The 25,989-nt window shown below is 46.2% G+C and carries 16 protein-coding genes; 8 read left to right on the forward strand and 8 right to left on the reverse strand.

The annotated features are described in order from the left end of the window. Positions 1 to 41 precede the first annotated feature (41 nt). The gene (locus RH46_RS15800) at positions 42 to 1,319 is read left to right on the forward strand and encodes an HD-GYP domain-containing protein (RefSeq protein ID WP_040896016.1); all 1,278 of its coding nucleotides are present in this window, start codon (positions 42 to 44) and stop codon (positions 1,317 to 1,319) included. Positions 1,320 to 1,337: 18 nt separating this feature from the next. Here the strand turns inward: RH46_RS15800 and RH46_RS15805 are convergent, their stop codons facing one another. Next, positions 1,338 to 1,988 carry a DUF2057 family protein gene (locus RH46_RS15805; RefSeq protein ID WP_006880514.1) on the reverse strand — a complete coding sequence of 217 codons (651 nt, stop codon included), beginning with the start codon at positions 1,986 to 1,988 and terminating at the stop codon, positions 1,338 to 1,340. A gap of 426 nt (positions 1,989 to 2,414) precedes the next feature. On the opposite strand from RH46_RS15805, the gene RH46_RS15810 reads away from it, so the two are divergent. From RH46_RS15810 to RH46_RS15820, 3 genes are all read left to right on the forward strand, one after another. Beyond that, the gene (locus RH46_RS15810) at positions 2,415 to 3,812 is read left to right on the forward strand and encodes a tryptophanase (RefSeq protein ID WP_006880515.1); all 1,398 of its coding nucleotides are present in this window, start codon (positions 2,415 to 2,417) and stop codon (positions 3,810 to 3,812) included. Between the two features lie 343 nt (positions 3,813 to 4,155). Further along, on the forward strand, positions 4,156 to 6,705 hold the full coding sequence (locus RH46_RS15815) for a glycosyl hydrolase family 18 protein (RefSeq protein WP_006880516.1): 2,550 nt from the start codon (positions 4,156 to 4,158) through the stop codon (positions 6,703 to 6,705). A gap of 366 nt (positions 6,706 to 7,071) precedes the next feature. Beyond that, the gene (locus RH46_RS15820) at positions 7,072 to 9,492 is read left to right on the forward strand and encodes a glycosyl hydrolase family 18 protein (RefSeq protein WP_006880518.1); all 2,421 of its coding nucleotides are present in this window, start codon (positions 7,072 to 7,074) and stop codon (positions 9,490 to 9,492) included. A 76-nt stretch (positions 9,493 to 9,568) separates the two neighbouring features. Here the strand turns inward: RH46_RS15820 and RH46_RS15825 are convergent, their stop codons facing one another. From RH46_RS15825 to RH46_RS15840, 4 genes are read right to left on the reverse strand one after another with little or no spacing between them, the layout of a single operon-like run. Further along, a complete protein-coding gene (locus RH46_RS15825) occupies positions 9,569 to 11,683 on the reverse strand; it encodes a type I secretion system permease/ATPase (RefSeq protein WP_006880519.1) in 2,115 nt (704 codons plus the stop codon). Positions 11,684 to 11,701: 18 nt separating this feature from the next. Next, a complete protein-coding gene (locus tag RH46_RS15830) occupies positions 11,702 to 13,612 on the reverse strand; it encodes a bifunctional diguanylate cyclase/phosphodiesterase (protein WP_006880520.1) in 1,911 nt (636 codons plus the stop codon). Between the two features lie 5 nt (positions 13,613 to 13,617). Next, positions 13,618 to 14,280 (reverse strand): transglutaminase-like cysteine peptidase, encoded by a 663-nt coding sequence (locus tag RH46_RS15835; RefSeq protein ID WP_040896042.1) that lies wholly within the window; start codon positions 14,278 to 14,280, stop codon positions 13,618 to 13,620. Positions 14,281 to 14,328: 48 nt separating this feature from the next. After that, positions 14,329 to 15,720 (reverse strand): HlyD family type I secretion periplasmic adaptor subunit, encoded by a 1,392-nt coding sequence (locus RH46_RS15840; RefSeq protein ID WP_006880522.1) that lies wholly within the window; start codon positions 15,718 to 15,720, stop codon positions 14,329 to 14,331. Positions 15,721 to 15,933: 213 nt separating this feature from the next. On the opposite strand from RH46_RS15840, the gene pdxH reads away from it, so the two are divergent. Next, positions 15,934 to 16,569: a pyridoxamine 5'-phosphate oxidase gene (gene pdxH / locus RH46_RS15845; RefSeq protein ID WP_006880523.1), complete on the forward strand. Its 636-nt coding sequence runs from the start codon at positions 15,934 to 15,936 to the stop codon at positions 16,567 to 16,569. 14 nt (positions 16,570 to 16,583) lie between these two features. On the opposite strand, the gene RH46_RS15850 is transcribed toward pdxH, so the two are convergent. The 3 genes from RH46_RS15850 to RH46_RS15860 form a co-directional block, all read right to left on the reverse strand. Further along, a complete protein-coding gene (locus tag RH46_RS15850) occupies positions 16,584 to 17,297 on the reverse strand; it encodes a helix-turn-helix transcriptional regulator (RefSeq protein WP_006880524.1) in 714 nt (237 codons plus the stop codon). A 262-nt stretch (positions 17,298 to 17,559) separates the two neighbouring features. Further along, positions 17,560 to 19,383 carry an SUMF1/EgtB/PvdO family nonheme iron enzyme gene (locus tag RH46_RS15855; protein ID WP_040896018.1) on the reverse strand — a complete coding sequence of 608 codons (1,824 nt, stop codon included), beginning with the start codon at positions 19,381 to 19,383 and terminating at the stop codon, positions 17,560 to 17,562. A 140-nt stretch (positions 19,384 to 19,523) separates the two neighbouring features. Continuing rightward, positions 19,524 to 20,621 carry a PEGA domain-containing protein gene (locus RH46_RS15860; RefSeq protein WP_006880526.1) on the reverse strand — a complete coding sequence of 366 codons (1,098 nt, stop codon included), beginning with the start codon at positions 20,619 to 20,621 and terminating at the stop codon, positions 19,524 to 19,526. 494 nt (positions 20,622 to 21,115) lie between these two features. Between RH46_RS15860 and RH46_RS15865 the strand changes: the two genes are divergently transcribed. The 3 genes from RH46_RS15865 (at position 21,116) to RH46_RS15875 (ending at position 25,961) form a co-directional block, all read left to right on the forward strand. After that, positions 21,116 to 21,931, forward strand: a complete 816-nt coding sequence (locus tag RH46_RS15865; RefSeq protein ID WP_006880527.1) for an AraC family transcriptional regulator — start codon at positions 21,116 to 21,118, stop codon at positions 21,929 to 21,931. 187 nt (positions 21,932 to 22,118) lie between these two features. After that, positions 22,119 to 25,238, forward strand: coding sequence for a bifunctional proline dehydrogenase/L-glutamate gamma-semialdehyde dehydrogenase PutA (gene putA, locus RH46_RS15870; RefSeq protein WP_006880528.1), 3,120 nt, complete (start codon positions 22,119 to 22,121; stop codon positions 25,236 to 25,238). Positions 25,239 to 25,262: 24 nt separating this feature from the next. Then, the gene (locus RH46_RS15875) at positions 25,263 to 25,961 is read left to right on the forward strand and encodes a hypothetical protein (RefSeq protein WP_006880529.1); all 699 of its coding nucleotides are present in this window, start codon (positions 25,263 to 25,265) and stop codon (positions 25,959 to 25,961) included. Positions 25,962 to 25,989 lie beyond the last annotated feature (28 nt).

Here is a 25,989-nt window from a genome sequence, read left to right on the forward strand (position 1 = left end):
CGTACGATAAAAAATATTTATAATTAGTTTTAAGTGTTCGAATGAAATTGCCCAAGGAAGACGTGAACGTTGATTTGCGTCGCGTATTATTTGAAATAGCTTATGCACTGGACGCGGTTGGAGTAGACGATATTTATCATGGCCATAGGGTTGCTTACATTGCCTATCGATGTGCGCAGCGACTAGGGTGGAGCGAAGAGAGGGCTCAGACGGTTTTCTCTCTCGGCTTAATCCATGATTGTGGTGTATCTGATACGGCTGAGGGTGCACAGCTTTTAGAGAAATTTGTTCCACGTAGTACCGAAAATCACTGTGTAAGAGGCTACGAGCTATTAAAAGCTTGTCGCCATCTTAGCGATCTTGCCACTCCGATCCTATACCATCACACCTGGTGGCAAGAGTTAGCTGAACTTGATGTCGTCAGTGAACAAGATAAGCAATACGCCGCTTTGATTTTTCTGTCTGATCGGTTGGACTACCTGCATAGTAAAAACGCCCTCGATGCGTTTGGTAATATTACTGACGTGGGTAAACAGCGAATTTTACGTGAATTAGAGACTAATGCTGGATCTATGTTTGAGCCTGAGCAGGTTCATCATATGGCTGAGCTGGTCGTATGTGATGATTTCTGGTTTTCGATGGAAGCGAGATATATTGAGAGTCTGTCGAATAACTTTTTGCATATGCCATGTTTTGCCAGCGAGATTGGTTTGGAAGGATCAATCGAAGTCGCTGAACTGTTCGCCCAGATCGTTGATGCAAAGAGTTCATTTACCTACCAACACTCGCAGCATGTTGCTCAACTGACCGAGTTTTTAGCTCGAAAGTTGGGTTACTCAGAAAAAACCAGCCGCACACTTTATCTTGCTGGTCTGATTCATGATATTGGTAAGCTTAAAACGCCAAGTTCGATTTTACATAAACCGAGCGCGTTAACCGATGAAGAGTACGCTTGTATTAAACGCCATGCGACCGATTCCAGACACGCTTTACAGAGTATGTTTACCAATTCGAAAGTGATTCAGTGGGCGTCTAATCACCATGAGCGTCTTGATGGAACTGGCTACCCTCTTGGACTGACAGCGGAAAGTTTGGATGGACCAAGCCGGTTAGTCGCAGTGGCGGACGTATTTCAGGCGTTAACGCAGTCGAGACCTTACCGAGCCGGTTTACCTCTGGATAACGCGATCAGCATTATTGGTGATTTGGTCGAAAATGGTAAGTTAGATCAGCAAGTGTTTGATTGCCTGGTGGCGAATGCGAATGAGTGTTATCGAATCTCTATTGGGCAGCAATACTTCGAGCCAGCAGTCGCATAACTGCTAGCTCGGATGTGATTATTGTTGGTTGATGAAGGCTTTGAAACGAGCTTGGGTTGCTGCGTCAGCCTTGCTGTACCAAAAATGCAGCATCTCTTCGGCGGTGTTATCGCCAGCTTTAGTCGTATTTTGATCGATCTTAGCCGGTAAGGTCACAGGAACGACGGCTGCAGTTGCTGTGGCGACCGCCGCAATACCACCTCTACGGTTGTAATCCGCCAGTTCGATTCTATGGTTACGTCCTATCTGCATCCCATCTTTAACAAGCTTGTCTTGTTTCACTGCGATAGGCTTCCCGCTGTTATCAAGTAGTGACCATTCCACTTCGCGGATCTGCTTAGCTCCGTCATGTTCGTTACGATATTTTGGCAATTCAAACTCTAACGCAGTATCACTAGCAGAGAATGTGCCTACAAGAGGATCACTTTCCAGAATAACGCGGTCTTTGCCCTGGTCGAAATATGGCTGGTACTTAAATAGGATCTGGTTTTCACCGTCTGGTAGGGTCAGAGTTTTGTTTGCTGAGAAGAAACCACCAGAAACCTCTGGTTTGCTGTCATTTACCACCAAGACGTCGATTGTGTCTGGGATGGCAATAGTGACATCCGCAGCTGCTGTTGCGCTGAGCCCTAACATCACAGCAGCAACAGGTGTTGTTTTAATTTTCATTTTTGTTTCCTAGTAAACAGGCGCTTATCCCCTATGAGATTGCCTAGCTCACCGCATGATTTCAATATACAAATGTGAGAAGTTTGAAAAATTCATCAAAGCTTAATCATCCTCTAACTAGAGAGTGGCGAATTGATAAATTTGAGCTATGTTTCACGGTAATTTTTGACCAATTAGGACTATAATTAAATCTGTGTTCAATGAATCAGGAGGATGACGCTGTGGTATGTAGTAAAATGTTAGACAACAGATTAGTGTTGTCGCCATGGTATAGCATTGATTACACCCTATCCCTGCTCAACAAAGAGTCAACGTCTCGTTAATTTTCTCAGGTGCATTCGCACCTAGGCTAGTACATCTAAATTAAACCATTCGCGCTAACTAAATAGCCGCGAACAGAACAGATCTATCTATAGGAAATTAACAATGAAACGTATCCCAGAACCTTTCCGCATCAAAATGGTTGAACCAATCAAGATGACCACTTACGACGATCGCGTCGAAGCGCTTAATGAGGCGGGTTTAAACCCATTTTTGCTCAGAAGTGACGATGTCTATATTGACTTGTTAACAGACTCTGGAACAGGTGCGATGAGTGACAACCAGTGGGCGGGCTTAATGATGGGCGACGAGTCGTACGCTGGTAGCCGTAACTACTACAATTTGTGTGCGGCGGTGGAGCACTTCTTTGGTTACAAGCTAACGGTTCCTGCACACCAAGGGCGTGGCGCGGAACAGATCTTGTTCCCTGCACTTATCGAGCGTATGAAAACGGTGCGTGGTGGTAAAGATCCTGTCTTTATCTCTAACTATCACTTTGATACTACCGCAGGTCATATCGAGCTAAATGGTGGTAAGGCAATTAATGTGGTTGATAAGCATGCGTTTGACACCACAACCCCTTACGACTGGAAAGGCAACTTCGATCTTGAGAGGCTGGAAGCGACGATTGAAGAGCACGGTTCGGAAAACATCTGTGCGATTATCACCACAGTGACCTGTAATAGCTCCGGTGGTCAGCCAGTGTCGATGGCGAATATGCGTGCAGTGTATGAGATCGCGACTAAGAATGATATTCCAGTGGTTATAGACTCAGCGCGATACTGTGAAAATGCTTATTTCATCAAGCAACGAGAAGAGGGTTATCAGGATAAGTCGATTCTGGAAATCATTCGTGAAATGTACCAGTACGGCGACATGCTCACTATGTCCGCTAAAAAAGACCCTATGGTTAATATTGGCGGCTTGTGCTGTATTCGTGATCATGAAGAGCTTTTCCAGGCAGTTCGTACTCGCTGTGTTCCAATGGAAGGCTTTGTGACTTACGGTGGTATGGCTGGCCGTGATATGGAAGCACTGGCTCGCGGATTGTATGAAGGCGCGGATGAAGACTATCTACATTACCGTATCAGTCAGGTCGAGTACTTAGGTGAGCGACTAAGAGAAGGTGGCATTCCAATTCAGTACCCGACGGGCGGCCATGCAGTATTCGTTGATGCGGCGAAGATTCTTCCTCATATCCCTGCAAATGAGTTCCCTGCTCAGGTCCTGTGTAATGCACTGTATCTTGAAGCAGGAATTCGAGCAGTGGAAATTGGCTCGTTGCTGCTTGGCCGTGATCCAGAGACAGGAGAACAGAAAGCGTCTGAGCTTGAGCTAATGCGTTTGACTATTCCAAGACGTGTCTACACTAACGATCATATGGATTACATCGCTGATGCAATCATCGCATTGAAAGAGCGAGCGCACGAGTTAAAAGGACTAACCTTTGACTATGAGCCTCCTGTTCTTCGTCATTTCACGGCACGTTTTAAGTCTAAATAATCATCATCGATGAGTAAGATAGCACTGCTTGATCTCTTTTTGATTTTGCAGTGCTATATTTTAATCTTTTGCTAATTGATAGATATATAATCTGTGATTTTTCCTACAGAATCCTTCTTTCGCTACTTGCTGCTTCCTGGCCAAAATTTGAGTCAATATCTTCTTTGTGATGTAACAACGTGATAACAACTAAATAATTTCACATGTTGACTCGAAATTAGTGGCTATTCTTTTTCTCCATGAAGAAAGTTTCTTAAATACTTGTCGGGATGTTCCCTCATTTGTAGGAGAACAGATTGAACTTTGGTTTTAGGGATTAAAACGAGTAATGAGAGAAATAGTTATGAATCGTATAACTCTGTGTGCTGCGAGTATCGCGTTGGCGATATCGGGCATCGCTGTGGCTGCGCCTGCAGTGCCGATAGTAGATAAAAATGGTTCGAATGATCTTCAGTTTTCGAAAATTCAATTAGCAATGGAAACCACTTCTGGCTATGACCAGATGGTCCAATATAGCGAACAGGTCGACATCGCTATTAAGTTTAACCAGTGGAGTAGCAGTGTTACGGGTGACACTTATAAGATCTACTTTGATGGTCAACAAGTAGCGACTGGCCCTATTAATGGCGCACAAACTGTTGCTAGCTTCACCTATAGCCAAGCAGGACGTTACCAGCTTACCGTTGAAGCATGTGACGCTACAGTATGTAGCACCAGTGACCCTGCAGAGATCGTTATTGCTGATACTGATGGCGCTCATTTAGCTCCGTTGCAGATGAACATTGATGCGAATAACAAGTCTTATAATACCGACCCTAATACCGTAGTCGGTACTTACTTTGTAGAGTGGGGTATTTATGGTCGAGACTTCACCGTAGATAATATTCCAGCGGATAACCTTACTCACATTCTTTACGGATTTATCCCAATTTGTGGCCCGAATGAGTCACTTAAAGCGGTAGGCGGAAACAGTTTCCAAGCGCTGACCACCGCTTGTCAGGGTATGTCTGATTATGAAGTTGTCATTCACGACCCTTGGGCTGCATATCAGAAAAGCTTTACTCAGGCTGGGCATGAATACAGCACGCCAATTAAGGGTAACTATGGCATGCTAATGGCGCTTAAGCAGCGTAACCCAGATCTCAAGATTATCCCTTCAATTGGTGGTTGGACACTTTCTGACCCATTTTTCGATTTTACCACCAAGGCTAACCGTGACACTTTTGTCGCCTCTGTAAAACGCTTCCTGAAAACATGGAAGTTCTATGATGGTGTTGATATTGACTGGGAATTCCCAGGCGGTGGCGGCGCTGCAGCAGATAAAGGTGACCCGGTGAATGATGGCCCAGCTTACATTGCGTTGATGCAGGAACTGCGCGTTATGCTTGATGAGCTGGAAGCGGAGACCGGACGCACTTATGAACTGACGTCTGCTATTGGTGTTGGTTACGATAAGATTGAAGACGTCGATTATGGCAATGCAATTCAATACATGGATTACATCTTTGCCATGACCTATGACTTCTATGGTGGTTGGAACAATGTTCCAGGACATCAGACGGCCCTTTACTGTGGCACATTTATGCGCCCGGGCCAGTGTGATGGTAGCGGTGTTGATGAGACTGGTGAAGCATACAAAGGTCCGGCATACACTGCAGACAATGGTATTCAGGCACTGTTGGCGCAGGGTGTTCCAGCTAACAAACTTGTGCTAGGTGCGGCGATGTATGGCCGTGGTTGGGATGGTGTAACTCCGGATACCTTGTCCGATCCAACCGACCCAATGACAGGTACAGGTAGCGGCCCTCTGACAGGCACTACTGCTCAAGGCGTCTGGGAAGCGGGTGTGATTGATTACAAAGGCATTAAGTCTTACATGCTGGGTGCGGATAATACTGGTATTAATGGCTTCCAGTATGGTTATGATGATCAAGCACAAGCACCGTGGGTATGGAACCCAAGTACTGGCAAGTTAATTACTTTTGATGATTCGCGTTCTGTGATTGCTAAAGGCAACTATGTACGTCAACTTGGTCTTGCTGGTCTTTTCTCTTGGGAACTGGATGCAGATAATGGTGATATCTTAAACGCAATGCATGAGGGTCTGGCTGATGGTAGTGTCACGCCTGACAATCGCAATCCAATTGCTCGCGCCGGAGCGGATGTCACGGTTGTTGGTCCTGCAAGTGTGACACTTGATGGCAGTGCTTCTAGTGATAGTGATGGCAGCATTGTTAGTTACCAGTGGACACAGACGGCGGGTACGTCTGTCAGCCTGAGCGGAGCCGCCTCTGCTTTAGTAAGCTTCGATGTTGTTGAAGTAACTCAAGCTGAAACACTTTCATTCCAATTGAGCGTTACTGACAACGAGGGTGCGGTCGCCACTGATACCGTCAATGTCACTGTTAATCCAGCCGACCAGCCAGTTGAAAACCAAGCTCCTGTAGTAGAAGTTTCGGCACCTGCCAATGCAAGTCAGGGTGATCTTGTGCAAATTACCGCCTCAGCAACAGATGCGGATAATGATCCTCTTACTTACAGCTGGCAAATCCCAGCGGGTCTGGAGGCGACGATCAACGGAGCGTCAGTGAGCTTTATTGCGCCAGAGTATAGCCAGGATACTTCATTGATATTCACTGTCTCGGTTAGTGATGGTCAGGCTACGACGGCTGCATCAAGCACGGTTGTCGTCGCTGCCTCAACGGGCACTGGTGGTCAGTGTGACAACTTGTGGGATGCGACCATTCCTTATCCAAACCCAGGTACTCAGGTAGTATGGGAAGGTTATGTGTGGGAAAACAAATGGTATGCAAACATTGGAGAGAACCCACTAAACTCAGGTGAATGGGGTGTGTGGAAACAAGTCGGTATCGCTGACTGCTCTGCACAATAACTATCTTAAAACATAGCTAACTAGCCAAAGCCACTTGGGCAACCGAGTGGCTTTGTTGTATTTATAGCAGGTCTAAATAACGCTATATCTTTACCTGACCATTTTTGCCCAAATGATAATTTTATATTTTTCAATTAATTAGAGCTTGATTTATTAGTATTGCTTAGTGAGGAATTGAGCTCAATATCATTGTTTATGATACCTGAAAATGAGAACGAATTATTAATCCTTGACCTTGACTCTAGAACCGCCGCGATTTTTTTACACAGAAAAGAAAGTGTCCTAAATAGTGTTAGCGATGCTCAAGTTGAGCAGGTTGAATTCTAGCTTTTAGGCTAGTCACTAAGGGAAAGAGAGAAAATAGGTATGAATCGTATTACTTTGTGTGCCGCGAGCATCGCTTTAGTAATTTCAGGGCTATCGGTAGCATCACCTGTCACTCCGGATATTGATGTTGGAGGTTCCAATAACCTCAAGTATTCGAAGATTGAATTGTCGATGGGGGGCCCCGCAGGTTACAACCAGATGGTTCAGTACAATGAACAGATCCCAATCACCATAGCTTTTAACCAAGCTGCTGGGCAAACAGGAGACACTTACAAGATATATTTCGATGGTAACCAAGTTGCGACAGGGCCGATAAGCAGCTCGCAGACAGTTGCTGTTTTTAACTACGCGCAGGGTGGGCGCTATCAAGTCAGTGTGGAAGCGTGTGACTCTTCAGGGTGTAGTGAAAGTGCCACGAGAGAACTTGTTATTGAGGATACTGATGGAGCGCATTTAGCTCCTCTGTCCCTAAACGTTGACCCAAATAACCAGTCTTATGATACCGACCCTGACACTGTCGTCGGAAGTTACTTTGTTGAATGGGGTATCTATGGTCGTGATTTCACCGTAGACAAGTTACCAGCTGACAATCTTAGCCATGTTCTTTATGGTTTTATCCCAATTTGTGGCCCTAATGGCTCATTAATGGCCGCCAACTCAAATAGTTATTCTGCGTTAATGGCTGCTTGTCAGGGAGTGAACGACTATGAAGTCGTGGTGCATGATCCATGGGCTGCTTACCAGAAACTATTTAGTCAGGCAGGACAGAATGCGAGTTCTGAGATTAAGGGTAACTATGGCATGCTTATGGCGCTAAAACAGCGCAACCCTGACCTTAAAATTATTCCTTCAATTGGTGGTTGGACACTGTCTGATCCATTCTTCGACTTTACCACCAAGGCGAATCGCGACACCTTCGTCGCATCCGTTAAACGCTTCTTAAAAACCTGGAAATTCTATGATGGCGTTGACATTGACTGGGAGTTCCCCGGTGGTGGTGGTGCGTCGGAAACGTTGGGCGACCCGGACAATGATGGCGATGCATATGTCGCGTTAGTGCAAGAGTTGCGTGCAATGTTAGATCAGCTGGAAGCAGAGACCGGACGAACGTATGAGCTAACTTCTGCTATTGGAGTAGGTTATGACAAACTAGAAGATGTTAACTATGCCGATGCCGCTCAGTATCTCGATTATATTTTCGCGATGTCCTACGACTTCTATGGTGCTTGGAACAATATCCTTGGTCACCAAACAGCGCTCGGTTGTGGCAGCTTTATGCGTCCGGGCGAGTGTGACGGTAGTGGTGTTGATGAAAATGGTGAAGCGTACCAAGGCCCTGCATATACGGCAGAAAATGGCATTCAACTACTGTTGGCACAGGGTGTCCCAGCTAACAAGTTAGTGCTAGGTGCTGCAATGTATGGTCGTGGTTGGGAAGGCGTCACCCCCGATACACTTTCGAATCCTAATGATCCAATGACAGGCGTTGGTAGCGGTCCTTTAACTGGCACCACTGCCCAAGGGGTGTGGGAACCGGGCGTTATCGACTATAAAGGCATCAAAACCTTTATGCTTGGAGCTGATAACACTGGTATTAATGGTTTTCAATATGGCTACGATGAACAAGCAGAAGCACCTTGGGTATGGAATCCAACATCAGGTCAGTTGGTGACATTTGACGATCCTCGTTCTGTTCAGGCTAAAGGCCAGTATGTGCGTCAGTTAGGGCTTGCTGGTCTGTTCTCGTGGGAAATCGATGCGGATAATGGTGACATTCTCAATGCTATGCATGAAGGCTTAGCTGCCGATGACAATCTCGTTGAGGAAAATCAGGCTCCGATTGCTGATGCAGGTTTGGATGCGACAGTAACAGGTCCTGCGACCATCACGCTTGATGGCAGTGGTTCGAGTGATAGTGATGGCTCGATTACTGATTACAACTGGACTCAGATTTCCGGAACACCTGCGTCATTGAATGGATCAGGCAGTGCGACGCCGAGTGTTACGCTGGATGCTGTTACGCAAACTGAAACACTTACCTTCCAGTTATCGGTCACAGATGACCAGGGAGAAGTGGGCGTTGATACAGTAAGTATCACGGTTAATCCGCCACCAGCACAAAACCAAGCGCCTGTTGTTGAGCTGACTGCGCCTGATAGGGCCTGGTTCAGTCAGAGAGTCGTGATTAACCTTTCCGCTCACGATCCGGATGGTGACCAACTGTCTTATCAATGGCAAATACCGAGCAATCTAGGTGTTAGTGTCAGTATGACAAATGAGTCAGCAACCTTTACTGCACCTTTGGCTATTATTGATAAAGAAGTTACCTTTTCTGTTACGGTCAGCGATGGTGAAGTGTCAACGACTGATTCGGTTACTATGACTATCAAATCGCCGTATCCACCAATGTTCCAGAGTTGGCTAGTGTACATTTATGGACTCTTTGGCATTCCATATTAATCATCGGGCATAAACAAAAAAGCCATTCGGGAGACCGAATGGCTTTGGTTTGTTGTCAGTAGTCAGGTTCTGCGGATTAGTTAACCGCCCTTACTTTGCCTTGTTTTAGATTATTGAGCACATCTGATTTCGGACCATCAGCAATAACACACCCTTTTTCCATGACGATAACGCGATCAACCACATCAAGCATCGAGGTCTTATGGGTTATCAAGATTAGGGTTTCGCTTGGTTTTAGCTGAGCTAGTTGCTGCTTGATATGCATCTCAGAGCGGTTATCCATTGCGCTGGTTGGTTCATCCATCAGCAATACTGGGGGACGACCGAGCAGCGAACGGGCAATGGCTACTGCCTGACGTTGACCGCCAGATAGCAACATACCACCTTCACCTACTTGTCTCTCTAAACCGGCAGGATCCTGCTGAGTAAACACGGTAACACCAGCACGGTTCGCTGCATCGAGAACATCACGGTCATCCGCTAGTGGACGGCCAAGCGTAATGTTGTCTCGAATACTGCCATAGAACAGCTGACTGTCTTGCGGCACACAACCAATGTTGCGGCGAATGTCGATATGATGAAGCTGGTCAATATCGGTATCGTCAATACGTACATGGCCTTCAGTTGGTTTGTAGAGACCCATAATCAAACGTTCAAGAGTGGTTTTACCTGAGCCGATACGGCCGATGATCGCTACTTTTTCACCTGGGTTAATGGTCAGGCTTAAGTCACGTATCGAGGCAATTGGAGAGTCTGGATAGTGGAACGTCACCTTATCCAGTTCAATCTTGCCATGCACAATCGGACGGTGGATGTAGCGTTTTCCTTCTTCCTGCTCATCTGGCATCGACATCACCTGCTCGATGATGGTCATCGATGACTTAGCCTGATTGTATCGAGTGGAAAGTAGTGAAAGCTGAACCATAGGACCGATGGCGCGGCCACTCAGCATGGTCGCAGCAATCAGGCCACCCATAGTGAGTTCACCTTCAGCAATCAGGTAGACGCCGAGAATGATCATACCGACGTTGGATGCCTGCTGAACGAAACCAGCGGTATTTTGGATGCCATCTGTAATACGGCGACTCTTAATGTTCCAGTTCGCCATGTGAGCCACTGCTTCTTCCCAGCGGAACTGGAACTGGCTTTGTGCACCAAACAGTTTGACCGTTTCTAAGCCAGACAAACTCTCAATCAGGTTGGCATACTTCTGCGACGCTAAGCGTGAGCCTTCTTCAATGGTGTGTCGAAGCGGACCCTGGATCAGTAGTGAGTAAACAACCAGAATCAATACACCGACGATAGGCACGATCACCAAGTTGCCGGCCATTAACCAGATCAAGATCAGGAACAGAATCGCGAAAGGCAGGTCAATCAAAGAGCCGATAGTCGCCGAAGTAAAGAACTCACGAATCGATTCAAACTCCTGCAAATGTCGTGCGAAGGCACCGACAGAAGCAGGACGAGCTTCCATTCGAATTCCCATGACCTTGCTGAACAGTTTCGAGGAGATCAGTATGTCGGATTTCTTACCGGCTACATCAATAAAGTAGCTGCGCAGTAACTTGAGTGTTAAGTCAAACAAGAAGATGACAAAGATACCGCTGGCCAAAACCCACAGGGTTTCAAAGGCTAGGTTAGGCACGACTTTGTCGTAGACCAAACGAGTAAACATCGGCGCGGCGATGGCGAATAAGTTGATCAGAATTGAGGCGATAAGTACATCGCGATAGATCTTTTTCGATTGCCAGATCGTGCCCCAGAACCAGTGACCTTCGCGGGTCTTAAGTACCTCTGGCGAACGCTCGTCATAACGGAACTGCTTTTTAACCAGAAAGTAACGGCCAATATAGAGCTGATTCAGCTCATCGAGAGGAATTGATATTGGTACTAAACCAGATTCACCAGTGACGATTTCTGCCTCAGTTTTGTCATCATTGATGCTGTTGAGTACACAAGCATCACCACTTTTCAGAATGAGTACTACCGGCAGCACTAACTGAGAAATCTCAGTCAGTGCAGCACGGTTCTCTTTCGCAACCAGCCCGGCACGTTCAGCAGAACGTGGAAAAAGGAAAGGGGTCAGCTTACCGTCTGAAAGCGGTAAGCCGTTGATGAGAGCCTCTGGAGAGTTTGCTAAACCGTAGTATCGACTGACGTAGATAAGCGAGTTTAATAGCGGATCCTGCATGCTATACCTTTTAAAGTGTTATTTATCTACGATAAAGCCTTGGAAGACTTCTATAAAGTGTTCAGATAAGAAATCTAGCTGAGTCTGAGTTTCGACACGTGATGCAATCGTCTTAATGCCCAGGTTGTGCGCCGTTCTTGAGATAGAAGTCAGAGTAAATTTCTGTTTCTCATCGTCAAGGTGGTGGGTGTACAGGTAATCAAGCTTAACATAAGCCGGGCGGAACTCATTGATGTAGTCGAGAGACTGGAAGTTACGGCCATAGTTATCGACACCAAAGTCAGCACCAGCTGCACGCACCGCATTACAGAACAGCGCTGTATGGTGCGGCGAGTTAATAAAGCAGTTTTCCGGGATTTCAAAGTGCAGTAGTGAAGCGACAGTGTTGTGCTTGTTGAGTAACTGCGTTACCCAACGAATAAAGCTTGGCTGCGAAATACTGCTTTGGGCAATGTTGATCGCAACTGGTTCTTCAAATTCATTTTCTTCCAGTCGTTTAACAATCGACTCAATAACGTATTCGTCAAATAGGTGGCTGGCATTGAGCTGCTCCAGGGCGAACAGGTATTGGTTAGCACTGTAACGTTCACCGTCTTTCTCAATAGCAGAGAACACCTCACGATGGTAAGCCTGCCCCCAGCTATCGTTGGCTGCCTGGAAGCGGAAGCTGAACCAGTCATTGCTGATCGCTTCTTCAACCAGATTCTTCCATTGCTGTTTACCCATTAGCCCTTCATTTTGTTCGCCGGTGACGTAGCCGTAACTTAGTTCAGGGTTCGACTTAGCGGTCGCAAGCGCGTTATCCAGCATGGTCAGCAGTTCAGAAGAGCTGGTGGATGCCTTGTTGTACACCACACCCAGTGCCAGATTCGATGTCGCCATACCTGTTGGATCAGCATTGATGTCCTGAACGTAAGTGACAATGCTTTCTGCGATCAGTTTCAGGTCTGAGTCTTCGGTGTTTGGCAAGATAAAGCCGAACTCTTCAGTCGAGATACGTGCCAGAGTAACGTTTGGTGAAGAAAGGGATACTTTCAAGTGATCCGCCAGTTCGCGGACCATACCATCGCCGGCTTCATAGCCCTTGTCGTCATACAGCTCGCGGATAAAGCTCGCTTCCAGAATAGCGACACCACCAATACCACCTTCGCCAATCCAGGAGTTAAGCTGGCTCATGTAGTAAGCACGGTTACCCAATTGAGATACAGGATCGATGTAGGCACGCTCACGAAGTTGCTGAGCTTCTTTCGCTTGCGCCTGGAATGATTTCTCAAGTTGAGCTGACATACTATTAATGCCGTCGACGACATAAATCAAATCCTGAGTTGCAGGACGCGGTAGTGGTTCGCCAAATTGGTTCTTGGCGACCTGTTCCATCTTGTTGACGATCAGTTGCAAAGGACGTAATGCACGTTTGAGAATAAACGAGATTGAGAACAAGCCGATGAGCATGATGATACAGAATGCAATGACCAGACGTTCAAATGCGAGCCATAGCTGGGTGTAGGCGTCCCCAGGGTGGCTAACAATTTCAACTTCTGCCAGTTGCATCCAGCCGCTGGTAACGACTCGGCGATCATGGATTTTTTCAAACAAGTTCAGGTTGGTGAACCACTTAGGCACATTGTTCGGCTTTATCGGGTACGAGCGGAGAATTTCATCCCCTGTATCGAGGAAGATCAGTCGCACAATCGAGTAGCTACTGCCATCGAATAGTGCATTAATGACCGACTCTACCGCCACCTGATCTTTGTTTTCCAGATAAGGGGCTAAAGCTAAGCCGACGGTGTTGATGGTGTTGTTCACCTCTGAGCGTTGTTGCTGAATGAGGTTACTTCTCGTGGTATTGAACTCGATGATAAACACCGAGATCAATAACATCAAAATAACCGCAATCATGCCCGCGACAAGTTGTTTATATAACGTCATATTGCCTACTCATCATAGTTAACTATGGGTTTGTTAAGTTTGAGCGATTTCTCACGAGCGCGTAGGTCATTCCAAAGGCTTAACCTAGATGATTTACCCGCGAGTTGTCCTTTTTTCGACTTCATTAACCACAAGTTCTTACCGTTGAAACTGTAGATAGGTAACAGATCTCGTCGCGTTGAAGCTCGTTTTATTTCTGGATTGATATTATCTAATAGTATCGGCTCTGCGCTTGGCTTTGAGTAGTAAGCGAGAACCATATGGAATTGATTAAGCTCGATGGCTTTTACGTACACTAAGCGTAGTTTTTTGTCAGAGACGCCTAGCTCAAGCAGCGAAAAGTACTTAGCGATAGTGAAGTCTTCACAGTCGCCCGCATTACTGCCTAGAAACTCAAGAGGCGTTGCCCAATAGTCATTGCGGCCCCATAAGTTGATGTCATTGACGAAATTGAGCTGGTTGAAGAAGTTATTTACCTGAGTAAGCTTCTGGCGCTCGGGTAGAGACTTATACTGGGCCATCTCTTTGCGCCATGTTTCCACGCGTCGTCCGGCGCGGTCACCATAGGTTTTACGCACAGCATCAACCCAACGTTGCTCTTGTGTGTTAAGAGCAAACGAGGTAGTTGATGCCAATAATAGCAACGTAAGTGCTATCGCTGACTTCATGATGAAGTGAGCTTTCAAGCGAATGTCCTTGCGTGATCAAGCATAAATTTATTCCTTGAGTGCGTTGTTCTGCGCGCTGAGGATCGGCTTTAACAGGTACTCCAGGATGGTGCGCTTACCTGTAATGATGTCTACTGAAGCCGTCATACCGGGGATGATAGGTAATGAATTGTCCTTATCAAGACTGGTTTCCTTGGTGCGTACGCGAACCAGATAAAAGCTGTTTCCTTCCTCATCGGTAGTGGTATCGGCACTAATATGTTCCAGAGTTCCCTCGAGACCACCGTACTTGGTAAAGTCATAGGCACTGAACTTGACGATGGTGTGCAGTTCCGGGCGTAGGAATGCGATGTCTTGGGGAGCTATCTTGGCTTCAACCAGCAAGGTATCTTCACTTGGAACAATCTCGACGATATCCATACCTGGCTGAATTACGCCGCCAACGGTGTTGACGTTGAGGGTCTTAACCGTACCTGTTACTGGCGAGGTGACGATGGTACGATTTACTCTGTCCTCTAGACCAACCGTCGACTCTGTCATTGATGACAACTTATCTTGTGCCTGATTGAGTTTCTCTTGCTGTTCTGAACGGAATTTCTGCGCAGCATCAATGCGGCTAAGCATCGCTTCTCGGATCGCAGACTTAAGTACCGGCATTTTCAGCTCGCTGGATGTCAGCTCACGACGAGTATCGTTCACCTGACGTTGTAGCTTCAGGAGCTCAATACGAGGGACAACGCCTTCTTCGGCTAGTGGCTGGGTGATATCCAGCTCTTTCTTGGCAAAGCGGTAGCTTTCGCGCAGGTTTTTAATTCGCGCCTGAATCTCAACCAAGTCCTGTTGCTTCTGTTTTACCTGCTGATCAATCAGAGAGATTTGGTTGCGAAGGTTGTTGAGGTCCTGGCGATATTCTGCACGCTGACGAGCAACCAGGTTCGGTTGAAGTTCGTTTAACGTTGGTGGAAACGCGAGTTTATTGAAGTTGAGCTGGACGTTTCTCTGCCAGTTCTTTTCATCGAAGTCTTCATTGATTTCGACACTGGTAATCGACGCGGAAAGTTGAAGAACACTCGCCGTTAAGTTGGCGACCTGCTGTTCTCTTTCACGATAGTCGGAACGGAAACGGGTATCATCGATCAGCAGCAATTGCTGGCCCTTTTCGACTTTTTGACCTTCGCGGACCAGAATCTCTTTAACCAAGCCACCTTCAAGGTTCTGCACAACCTGAATTTGTGATGACGGAACAACTTTTCCCTGTCCGACTGTTACTTTGTCAATCTCCGCCCATGATGCCCAAAGTCCGGCAAGCACAAAAAAGATCACCATTACCCAAAGCATAATACGAGCGCTGCTCGGGGTATTTAGCAACAGTGCAGCTGTCTTATCATCAACGTAATCCAGCTCGTTAGGAGTAAGTTTGTTATAACTGCTCTTACTCATTGGTGATCCTTGTAAAATGGAGTTATTTGGTTGATTTTATTATTCATTGCGCTAAATGTTAAGGATTTGCTGTCAGTTTTGTTCCCGTAATTGATATATAGCGATGATTTAATCAATAGTTTGTATAGAGTGTAGCGTTATCCAACGCTATGGGCTTGAGTTCTTGTTATTAAGAGCGCACAATCGACAAAAAAATTTCGCCGAGGAGAAAAGATGGAACTTGAAGATATTCGTCGTGAATACACCAAAGGTGGCTTGCGCAGAAAAGATTTACTTGCTGATCCGATTGCTCAGTTTGACTTTTGGCTTAAGCAGGCGATTGACGCTGGACTCACTGACCCGACTGCAATGACGGTCGCGACGGTTGATGAATCGGGCCAGCCTTTTCAGCGTATTGTGCTGCTGAAAGATGTCGATCAGAATGGTTTCATCTTCTACACCAACCTGGGCAGCCGCAAAGCGCAACAGATTGAAGCGAACTCGAAGGTGAGTCTCCATTTCCCATGGCACCCATTAGAGCGACAAGTACACATCACAGGTGTGGCTGAAAAACTGTCAGCGGTCGAGAACATGAAGTATTTTTCTTCTCGTCCTAAAGCGAGCCAGTTAGCGGCGATTGCCAGTAAGCAGAGCAGCCGTATTAGTGCTCGTGGAGTACTGGAAGGGAAGTTTTTAGAATTAAAGAAAAAGTTCGAACAAGGTGAGATTCCTGTACCGAGCTTCTGGGGTGGTTTCCGTATCAAGCCGCAGAGTATCGAGTTTTGGCAGGGAGGCGAGCATCGTTTGCACGACCGATTCCTTTTCTCCAAAGATGCCGAAGAGTGGCATATCGACCGTTTAGCTCCATAAAAAAATACGCCGCTTTATGCGGCGTATTCATTATGTAGGGCAATAGAAATTTGTGTCTTTAGTAAGGTCTTTGGAATGTGTGAACCAAAGCCTTGTTCCAGAGCCATATCAATCAGCTGCGCCTTTGAGTGAGCACCAAACTTCACTCTCAATCGAGCGACATAGCTTTCTAAGGTTTTGATCGAGATGTTCATTACCTTAGCGATATAGTGGGGCTTCTTACCATATAGCAGTAAAAACAATGCCTCCGACTCTCTATTGGTCAGCTTATGATCAAATCTGGTCGCATTAAGTGTGTCAGCCACCAGGTTTTCTTCGGCTGATACACCTGTTGCACGGCATATCCAGTGCCCGACTTCTAAAATCGCTGTGTCAGACAGCTCTTGGCCGTAGAAAATCGTTCCCTGAACCTCTCCGGCGTCATCCAGCCAAGGTGTCTTGGTGAAAATATGTGCACGCCAACTGCCGTCGGGGTAAGGGTGAATATCGAGAATTCTTAGCGCGGTATTGTTTTCTATTACATATCGATCTTGCTTAACGAAATCTGCAGCACAACGAGTAGTAGGGCTAGGCATTTGGAAATCAGTCAGACCGATACAGTCTTGAGATTCATTGAAGCCGATTAATTTGGCATAAGCGGTGTTAGCATAAACAAATACAGAATTGAGGTCTTTGCATCCCCAGTAGCCGGGTAACTGGCTGAATAAAGAGACTTGCTGCTCGTTCACTTAAAAAAACTTCTTACTAAACAGGGTGGGTATGATATCAAAGGCATACGCCATGTACGACATAAAAAATGCCAGACATCATACGATGACTGGCAAACACAAGAATAAATCTTGTCGACGTGTAGAAGAGGTTCTATGAACTCAGTAAATTACTGAGCATAGACGTATCAATTGATACCGAGATGGATGGCTAAATCCAACTCAATATTGAGTGTATATGAAGGGAATTATATAAAAAGGGGGGAAATCCCCCCTTAAAAAGCTAGTTGATGTCTCTAACTACCCGGAAACCAAGATAGTTTGCCGCAGAGAAAGGAGAGAGGTATAGCTGTTTATCAGCCGCTGCCATATCCGGTGAGAAGTTCCATGCACCGCCTTTAGCGACACCTCTCGGGCTGCTTGTCCATTGCCAAACGTTACCTACGCTATCGTAGATACCCAACTGGTTTGGTTGGAAGGCGCTGACAGGTGCAGTACTAATATTTGACCACGGTGTACCGCTCCAGCCGGTATTGGCTTCACCTGGCGCGAACTCGTTACCCCACCAGTATTTATCCTGACTACCAGCTCGTGCGGCTATCTCCCACTCTTCCTCAGTCGGTAGGCGGTATGAGGCGCCAGTCTGTTTACGTAGCCAGTTAGTGTAAGAAACCGCATCGTTCTGGCTGACACAGACCACAGGAGAGTTAGGGTACTGTTTGAAGCCCGGATCACGCCAACTGCTGTTTGCGATAGGCGTTACTTCGCCTTCCGCGAGTGTCGTACAGGTGTTTTTCAGCTCAGCATCGGTCTGGTAGTTGGTCTGCTCGACGAAAGTTGCGAACTGACTTACCGTGACGGGAGTAGCACCAATTCCGAAAGCATGATCAAGGGCAACCTGATTCGATGCGTTTTCGCCTGTGTAGTAGGTGCCTTGAAGAATCGTTACTAGCTCTGGAGCGTGACCGCTGCTTGCCAGACCATCTGCAAACTTGGCACCAGCACGCAGTGGATTGGCTTTTTCAGTCAATACAGCACGCAGCGAGGTATCAGCATTGACAGTCAGTTGCTGGCTGTATGACTTGTAACCGTCTTTCTTAACTGTGATGTCGTGGAGGCCGATAGGTAGCATGATTTCTACTGGCGTGCTGCCGTAGGAAACACCATCTATGGTCACTTTGTCGTTGTATTGGTTAGAGCGAATCGCCAGCGTTACCCAGGCGATCTCCTGATCATCCTGGAAGTGGTTGTCAATTGAGCCCGGAGCAAAACAGTATTGGTTATCCACTTGTAGTAGTTCACAAGCGACTCTCTCTTTTGGACGAGCTTCCAGCTCAACGTCCATTAATGTTCGATAGCGAACGCCATCGTAAAAGCCTTGTTCTGTCGTGGTATGTTTTACTACGTGGATGTTGAGGGCAACATCATTGATATTGCGTTTAACCAGTGAGCTTTCGCTAGTGTGGTCAACAATTTCATTTCTAAATTGCTTAACGGCTTTTTGTAGCGCTAGTTCTTTAGTCTGTTGGTCACATTGCGCCAGAGTCAGTGAAGCCTGACAGCGATTGGTGAAACTTACTGAAAGCTTCTGCGGCTGTTGCAATTCTAGTTTGAGCTGGTCAACGCGAGCGCGGACTTTATGCTCGTCTAGCTCAGCAATGGCGAGTTTAATCGCATCTACTTCAGCTTTGCGAGTCGCAAGCAGCGCTTTTTCTTCTTCCAGTTTTTGTTCGGCAGCGAGGCGCGCTTTCTGGTTCTGCTTTACTGAAGACCAGGCTTCTTGATAGGACTTTTGTGATGCAGCCAGATCAACGTTTGGATCATCAATCATGCGTTGATAATCAGTTTCGAGCTTGCTTTTTGCACTAGCAAACGCGTTATCAAGTGTTTTCGCCGTTTGTTGAAGAGACGTCAACTCAGCTTGCTGTTTGTTAAATTGAGCCTGTTGCTCGTCGGAGGCTTGTTGTGCAGACTTTAACTCATCATGTTTACCAAACAGTTTGTCGTCGATTTGTAGCAACGACATCTTGCCTTCCTCGGCGTGAGCCGGAGACATTAGTAAACAAGGAGATAATGCTAACAAAAGGATTGATAAACCTGAACGCATCGTCTTTCTTCTACATCTAATTATTGATTAATTGGGTATTTTAAACGAAAACGCCATCTTGTCTTAAGTTATACGTTGATAACTTAGGATCAAAATGGCGTTTTAGCTCATCTTTGTGAATCCGGTTGGTATTTTAGCCGTTATCCATTTGGACGTAGCTTAACCCAAACCGTGTCATTAGCATTGACAGTGATCACACGATTATATGTCTGAAAACCATTTTTCGACACAGTAACTTGATGCTGGCCGCGTGGAAGAACCACTTCAACTGGCGTACTACCGTAGTTGATACCATTGATAACGACAGAATCATCGTACTGATCTGAGCGAACGGTTACGTTCACCCAGTTTTTATCTTTCTTTGTTGTTTTCTCTTCTTCACTGCCCTTTAAACAGTAACGAGTAGAAACGTTAAGCAGTTTACATGCCGCTGATGCTTCTGGACGCGCTTGCAGTTGTGATTGCATTTGCGTGAAGTAGCTGTTGTTACCTTCAAAACCAGAGCGAATGATTTGGCTCTCTTGAACATGGACGTTAAGTTGAACCCCTTTTGAATTTTGCTTCGCCAGGTTTGATTCAGTCAGACGATCCATCAGTTTCGCTTTGAATGCTTTTACTGCTTTTTGCTTAGTCAGGTACTGGCCTTGGCTAGTACATTCACCTAAAGTCATCGTCGATGAACAAGTTGTCTTGTAACTTGTCTCAAGTACATCACTTTCACGCAATTCTGCAGCTATACGCTTAACTCGAGCTTCGACTTTCTGCTCCTGCAAGTAAGACAGTTCTGAGTTAAGGCGCGCTTGTTTCTGTTTGATTTGTGAAAGGCGCATTTCGCTCTCAGTGATTGCCTGCTGGTTTTCCAACAGCGCAGACTGGTTCTCTTTCACTTCACTCCATGCGTCTTGATACGCTTTTTGGAATGAGACTAAGTCGATGTCTGGATCATCTAAAAGACGGTTATACTGTTTGTCCAGTGCCGATTTAGTGCGATTACGCTTAGCATTGAGTTCTTGCTCACTGCGTTTAAGCTTACTTTTTTCGTTTTGAAGTTGTTGGAGACTGTCAGCTTCAGAGTTAAACTCCGCAGCCATAGTGCCCATTTCCGCTTCTTTATTTTCTAACTTTACTTCGATCTCGGAAACAGGATCACCCTGTACATTTTCTTCCGCAAAAATCGAAGTCGAAACCCAAAGAGGGCTTAGCGCAAGCAAAAGCGCTGGGATGCGACGTATGATCATAAGTCCCTGCAACAATTAACGTTTAATAACCAATAAAAAATAGTCAAACTTAGTGCATATCATTGAAATATGTCACTTTAGATAGAAAAAAAGACAAACTTTTGACAGTCCATTGCAAAGGTGCCTTGAAAAGGTCTATTTCTTCCTTTTAATTCACTCTACTTCTAGAGCGAATTACCTAAGCTTATCATAAATCGAGATAAACTTAGGAGTTACTACATCCATTTTGGGCTGATTGAAGAAATATGCAAGCAAAGATTCTCGATCAGGAATGACGAAAATCGATAGAAGTGACATAAGCCGTAATTTATGTGCACTTGATCATTCTTCCAGTATGACAAATGACGATATTTTCAACAGTTGTTAGTTGCGTTGATGTTGAATTTATCAAAGAAGAATGCAACCTCTTTTATACTTAGAGAATACAATTTTCGAGTTACATCACTTCTGGTATATGATGGCCTATCGATCATGTTATTTGACTGTGTTTGTTTATGTCATCATCTAAAAAGCCGCTAAGTGAATCGACCACTGCCAAAGAATTGTCACCTAAGCCAGCTCAGTTGGTTACCTTGCCGTCGTACATGGAATGTCATGAACACGACTATACGCAGGTAGTGATTGGTCTGCGTGGACAGGCAGAGTTTGAAGTCAGTGGCCACGGTAATATGGTAGGTCCTGGTCAAGGGTGTGTGGTGACTTCTGGCTCTGGACATGCTTTTGGTGGTGTCGTTGGGCAGTCGGACATTCTGGTGCTCAATATGCCAATGCCATCTTCCTCAGATGCGCTGATGATGCAGCGGCTTAACGACCTTAATCAAAAAGAGACTTACTTTCAGCTTAACAGTCAGATCCAGAAATTGATTCAGATGCTGGTTGCTGAGATGCATTCTAACCCCGATGACTTACTGCTAAGCCGTGCGTGCAATGATACGGTTGTGGCGCTGTTACAGCGTCATATGTCCGCTTTTGAAACCAGCCGCAAAGAGTCACGCTTCGATTTAGAAGCGATAGATCGTTACATCGAACAGCACATGAGCCAAAAAATATCAGTGATGCAACTGGCTGGTAGTGTTTTCTTAGGCGAAAGCCAGTTTCATTCTCTGTTTAAAGAGCAAATGGGCATTACCCCACATCAATATGTGTTAGGTAAGCGTATTGATATGGCTAAGCTACTAATAGAACAGGGCAATCTTACTCTGGGACAAGTGGCAGAGTTTACTGGATTCTCTGGTCAAAGCACTTTCACCCATACTTTCTCCCGCCTACAAGGCATCTCTCCGTCTCAATACAAGAAACGATTTGGTTAAATAAGCTAACGCAAACCATATAATATTTTGCTTATTTGAGTGTGACTCTGTTTTTGTTTTGTTAATAATCAGAGTTTTTAGCAAAAAGCTCGGAGTTTTTGACAAGTATTCTTCTCAAGCTCAAAATACACTGCAGGCCATTGTAGAAAACCTGAAATGATTTCAGGTGTGAGATTGAGGAAAACGCATGTTTACAGCGAGTGATGTGTTAAACGCTGAGTTTGTCGAGCAGCCGCTTGAGAAGCTTTGGTCGTTGATCTCGCCACTTTATATGGTGGACGAATCACAATGGCTTAACCAATTGCTGCCATTAGCAACTCCGACGACGGATGAAAAACAGCAGATTGCCGTCAAAACGACGGAATTGATCAATGCCATCCGTGCCGATAAAAAATCGATTCAGATGATCGATGCTCTGCTACTGGAGTACAGTCTCGATACTCAGGAGGGCATCTTGCTGATGTGTCTCGCTGAAGCTCTGATGCGTATCCCTGACTCTGCGACGGCAGATGCTCTGATCCGTGACAAGTTGACTGTAGCTGATTGGAAATCGCACCTGAAGAACTCAGATTCGGTATTTGTTAATGCTTCAACATGGGGCTTAATGCTGACTGGTAAAGTTGTCGGCCTGTCTGATAGCGAATCCCAAAGTCCTGCAAGCGCTGTTAACCGTCTGGTTAATAAAATGTCTGAGCCTGTTATCCGTAAAGCAATGCACCAGGCGATGAAGGTGATGGGTCATCAGTTTGTTCTTGGCCGTAGTATAGCAGAGGCGCAGAAAAATGGCCGTCCAATGCGTGATAAAGGCTTCACCTATTCATACGACATGCTCGGTGAAGCGGCACTGACCACTGCGGATGCGAACAAGTACTTTAAAGATTACTTGATGGCCATTGAAGCGGTTGGAAGAGATAACTATGCCTCTGACGTTAGCCCAGCGCCGTCTGTGTCGATTAAGCTTTCTGCGCTTCACCCTCGTTATGAGGTGGCCAACGAAGCGCGTGTACTTACTGAATTGTACGACACGCTTCAGCAGCTCCTGCGTCGCGCGGTCGAGCTAGATGTTGCTATCACAATCGATGCGGAAGAAGCCGATCGTCTTGAGCTGTCGCTAAAACTGTTTGAAAAAGTCTACCGTAGTGAACTGGTTAAAGGCTGGGGCAAATTCGGTTTAGTTGTTCAGGCGTACTCAAAACGCGCGTTACCTGTTTTAGTTTGGCTAAATGGCCTGGCGAAAGAGCAGGGTGACATGATCCCACTACGTCTTGTTAAAGGCGCATACTGGGACAGCGAGATCAAATGGTCTCAACAGGCGGGTTACACTAACTATCCAGTATACACTCGTAAAGAAGCAACAGATGTTGCTTACCTAGCATGTGCTCGCTTCTTACTGAGTGAAAATGTTCGCGGTAATATCTTCCCTCAGTTTGCCAGCCATAATGCGCAAACTGTTACCTCTATCGCGGTGATGGCAGAGCACAAAGATTTCGAATTCCAACGCTTGCACGGTATGGGCGACTCTCTATACAACCATGCGATGGAAGCTTACCAACAGTCAGTGCGCATCTACGCTCCAGTTGGCAGCCATAAAGATTTACTTCCGTATCTGGTTCGTCGTCTATTAGAAAATGGTGCGAACAGCTCTTTCGTTCACCGTTTGGTGGATGCTCGTTGCCCGGTTGAGAGTCTGACTCAACACCCTGTTGATATGCTTGCTGCTTTTGACACACTCAACAACGCAAGTATTCCTCTGCCTCCTCAAGTCTTCCCAGAGCGTAAAAACTCACTGGGTATCAATATTGATGTGGAGAGTGAAGCTAAGCCGTTTGAACATGAAGTCGAAAGCTTTTTGAACAAGCAATGGCAGGCTGGTCCTATTATCAATGGTGAGATGCTTGCCGAAAGCATGATCAAGGCAAACATCAACACAGAGCAAGTTACCGCACCTTATGACCGCCGTATTCACGTAGGTCAGGTCGCTTTCGCAACCCTTGATCATGTTTCCGCTGCTATTGAAGGTGCAGAGCAAGCTTTCGATACATGGCAAGCAACGCCAAAAGCGCAGCGTGGAGAGAAACTGGAAGTACTTGCTGACCTGATGGAAGAGCATCTGGCTGAGCTTGTTGCTATCTGTCATCAGGAAGCGGGTAAGACGATTCACGATAGTATTGATGAAGTTCGTGAAGCGGTTGATTTCTGTCGCTACTACGCTAAGCAGGTTGATGCGTTAGGTGAACTGACAGTCAATGGCTTTGATGGAAAAGCTCGTCAGGTATCTCGTCAGGGTCGAGGAGTATTCGTCTGTATCAGTCCTTGGAACTTCCCTCTGGCAATTTTCCTCGGTCAGGTTACTGCTGCTTTGGTTGCTGGCAATACTGTAGTCGCTAAACCAGCTGAACAAACCAGCCTGATTGCGGCTCGCGCCGTTGAACTAATGATGGATGCGGGCTTCCCTGCAGGAACCATTCAACTGTTGACTGGTCGCGGTGCTGAAATTGGTTCAGCTCTAACGTCTCACCCTGCAATCGCGGGCGTCGCCTTTACCGGTTCAACTGCCACCGCTCAACGCATTAACCAGACACTGGCAGAGCGCGATGCTGCTCCGGTGCCGTTTATCGCAGAGACCGGCGGTCAAAATGCCATGATTGTTGACAGTACTGCACTCCCAGAGCAGGTGGTACGTGATGTTATTCGTTCTGCTTTCGCTTCGGCAGGTCAGCGTTGTAGTGCACTTCGTGTCCTTTATGTTCAGGAAGACATCGCAGATCGTATTGTTGGATTGATTCAGGGTGCGATGGAAGAGCTGAGTGTTGGTAAGCCTTACCTTCACTCGACAGATGTTGGTCCGGTTATCGATGCTACGGCAAAAGACAAACTGCTGAAACATATTGAGCTGATGACTGAAACAGAGAAAAAGGTCGCACAGCTTGCGCTTACAGAAGAGCACGAAAATGGCGATTTTGTTGCCCCTTCAGCGTTTGAAATCCGTGATATCTCTTGCCTCAAAGAAGAGCAGTTTGGTCCAATTCTTCATATTGTTCGTTTTAAGGCGAGTGAACTGACTGAGATTGTTGGTCAGATTAACAACACAGGTTTTGGTCTGACTATGGGTATCCATAGCCGCAATGAAACCACTTATCGTTGGATCGAAAAACACGCTCGTGTGGGTAACTGCTACATCAACCGTGACCAGGTAGGTGCTGTGGTAGGTGTTCAGCCATTCGGTGGTCAGGGTCTGTCTGGTACAGGTCCAAAAGCTGGTGGTCCTCACTATCTTTACCGTTTTACCCAAACACAGTTTTGTTAATCGAGTGAGCAAGGAGAAGTAATTATGGTTCATCAGGTAACTCGTTTTTCCGACGCTTTCTCTGCTTGGGAAAACTGGAATCTCACCAATTTTGATTCGAAAAGTGAGTGTTTACTCGCTTTTAAACAGGCTTTGCAACAAGCTCAGCCTGAGTTGGCTTCTGTCGTGTCATACCACATTGAGCAAGCTTCAGCACTGATTGCTGAAACGCATCAACTGGTTGGCCCAACGGGTGAAACCAACGAACTTTACACCGCAGGTCGTGGTGTCACTCTTGTGATTCAGGATGATATCCAAGAGCAAGCAAAGTTATCCGCTGTAGCTCAGCTAAGTGCTGCTCTGATTGCAGGTAATAGCGTCATCTTATGCAGTGATGACGCAGAACTTTGTCAGGCGTTAGAGGCTGCGTATGTGCACTCTTCGCTACCAACTCACCTAGTCCAGTTTGCAGCATATGATGCTTACCATCAGTTGCTGGAGTCGGACGTGCGTAGCATTGGTTATGTTGGAAACCCAGAGGTGGAAAGGACGATCAACCGCCAACTGGCAAAACGTACAGGCGCAATTGTAAGCCTGACGTCTGAAACGGATCTTGTGAGCATTCCTGTCGCTCATGATCCTCATTTGGCGCTCCGTTTTATTACAGAGCGTACAAGAACAATAAATATAACAGCAGTGGGTGGTAACGCGACCTTGCTCGAGCTTGGAAGCGAAGCCCACTAATCTTCATTGATTTGCCCTCGTAAGAGGG

Origin of the sequence: Vibrio brasiliensis LMG 20546 (assembly GCF_000189255.1) — a bacterium.
Taxonomy (GTDB): Bacteria; Pseudomonadota; Gammaproteobacteria; order Enterobacterales; family Vibrionaceae; genus Vibrio; species Vibrio brasiliensis.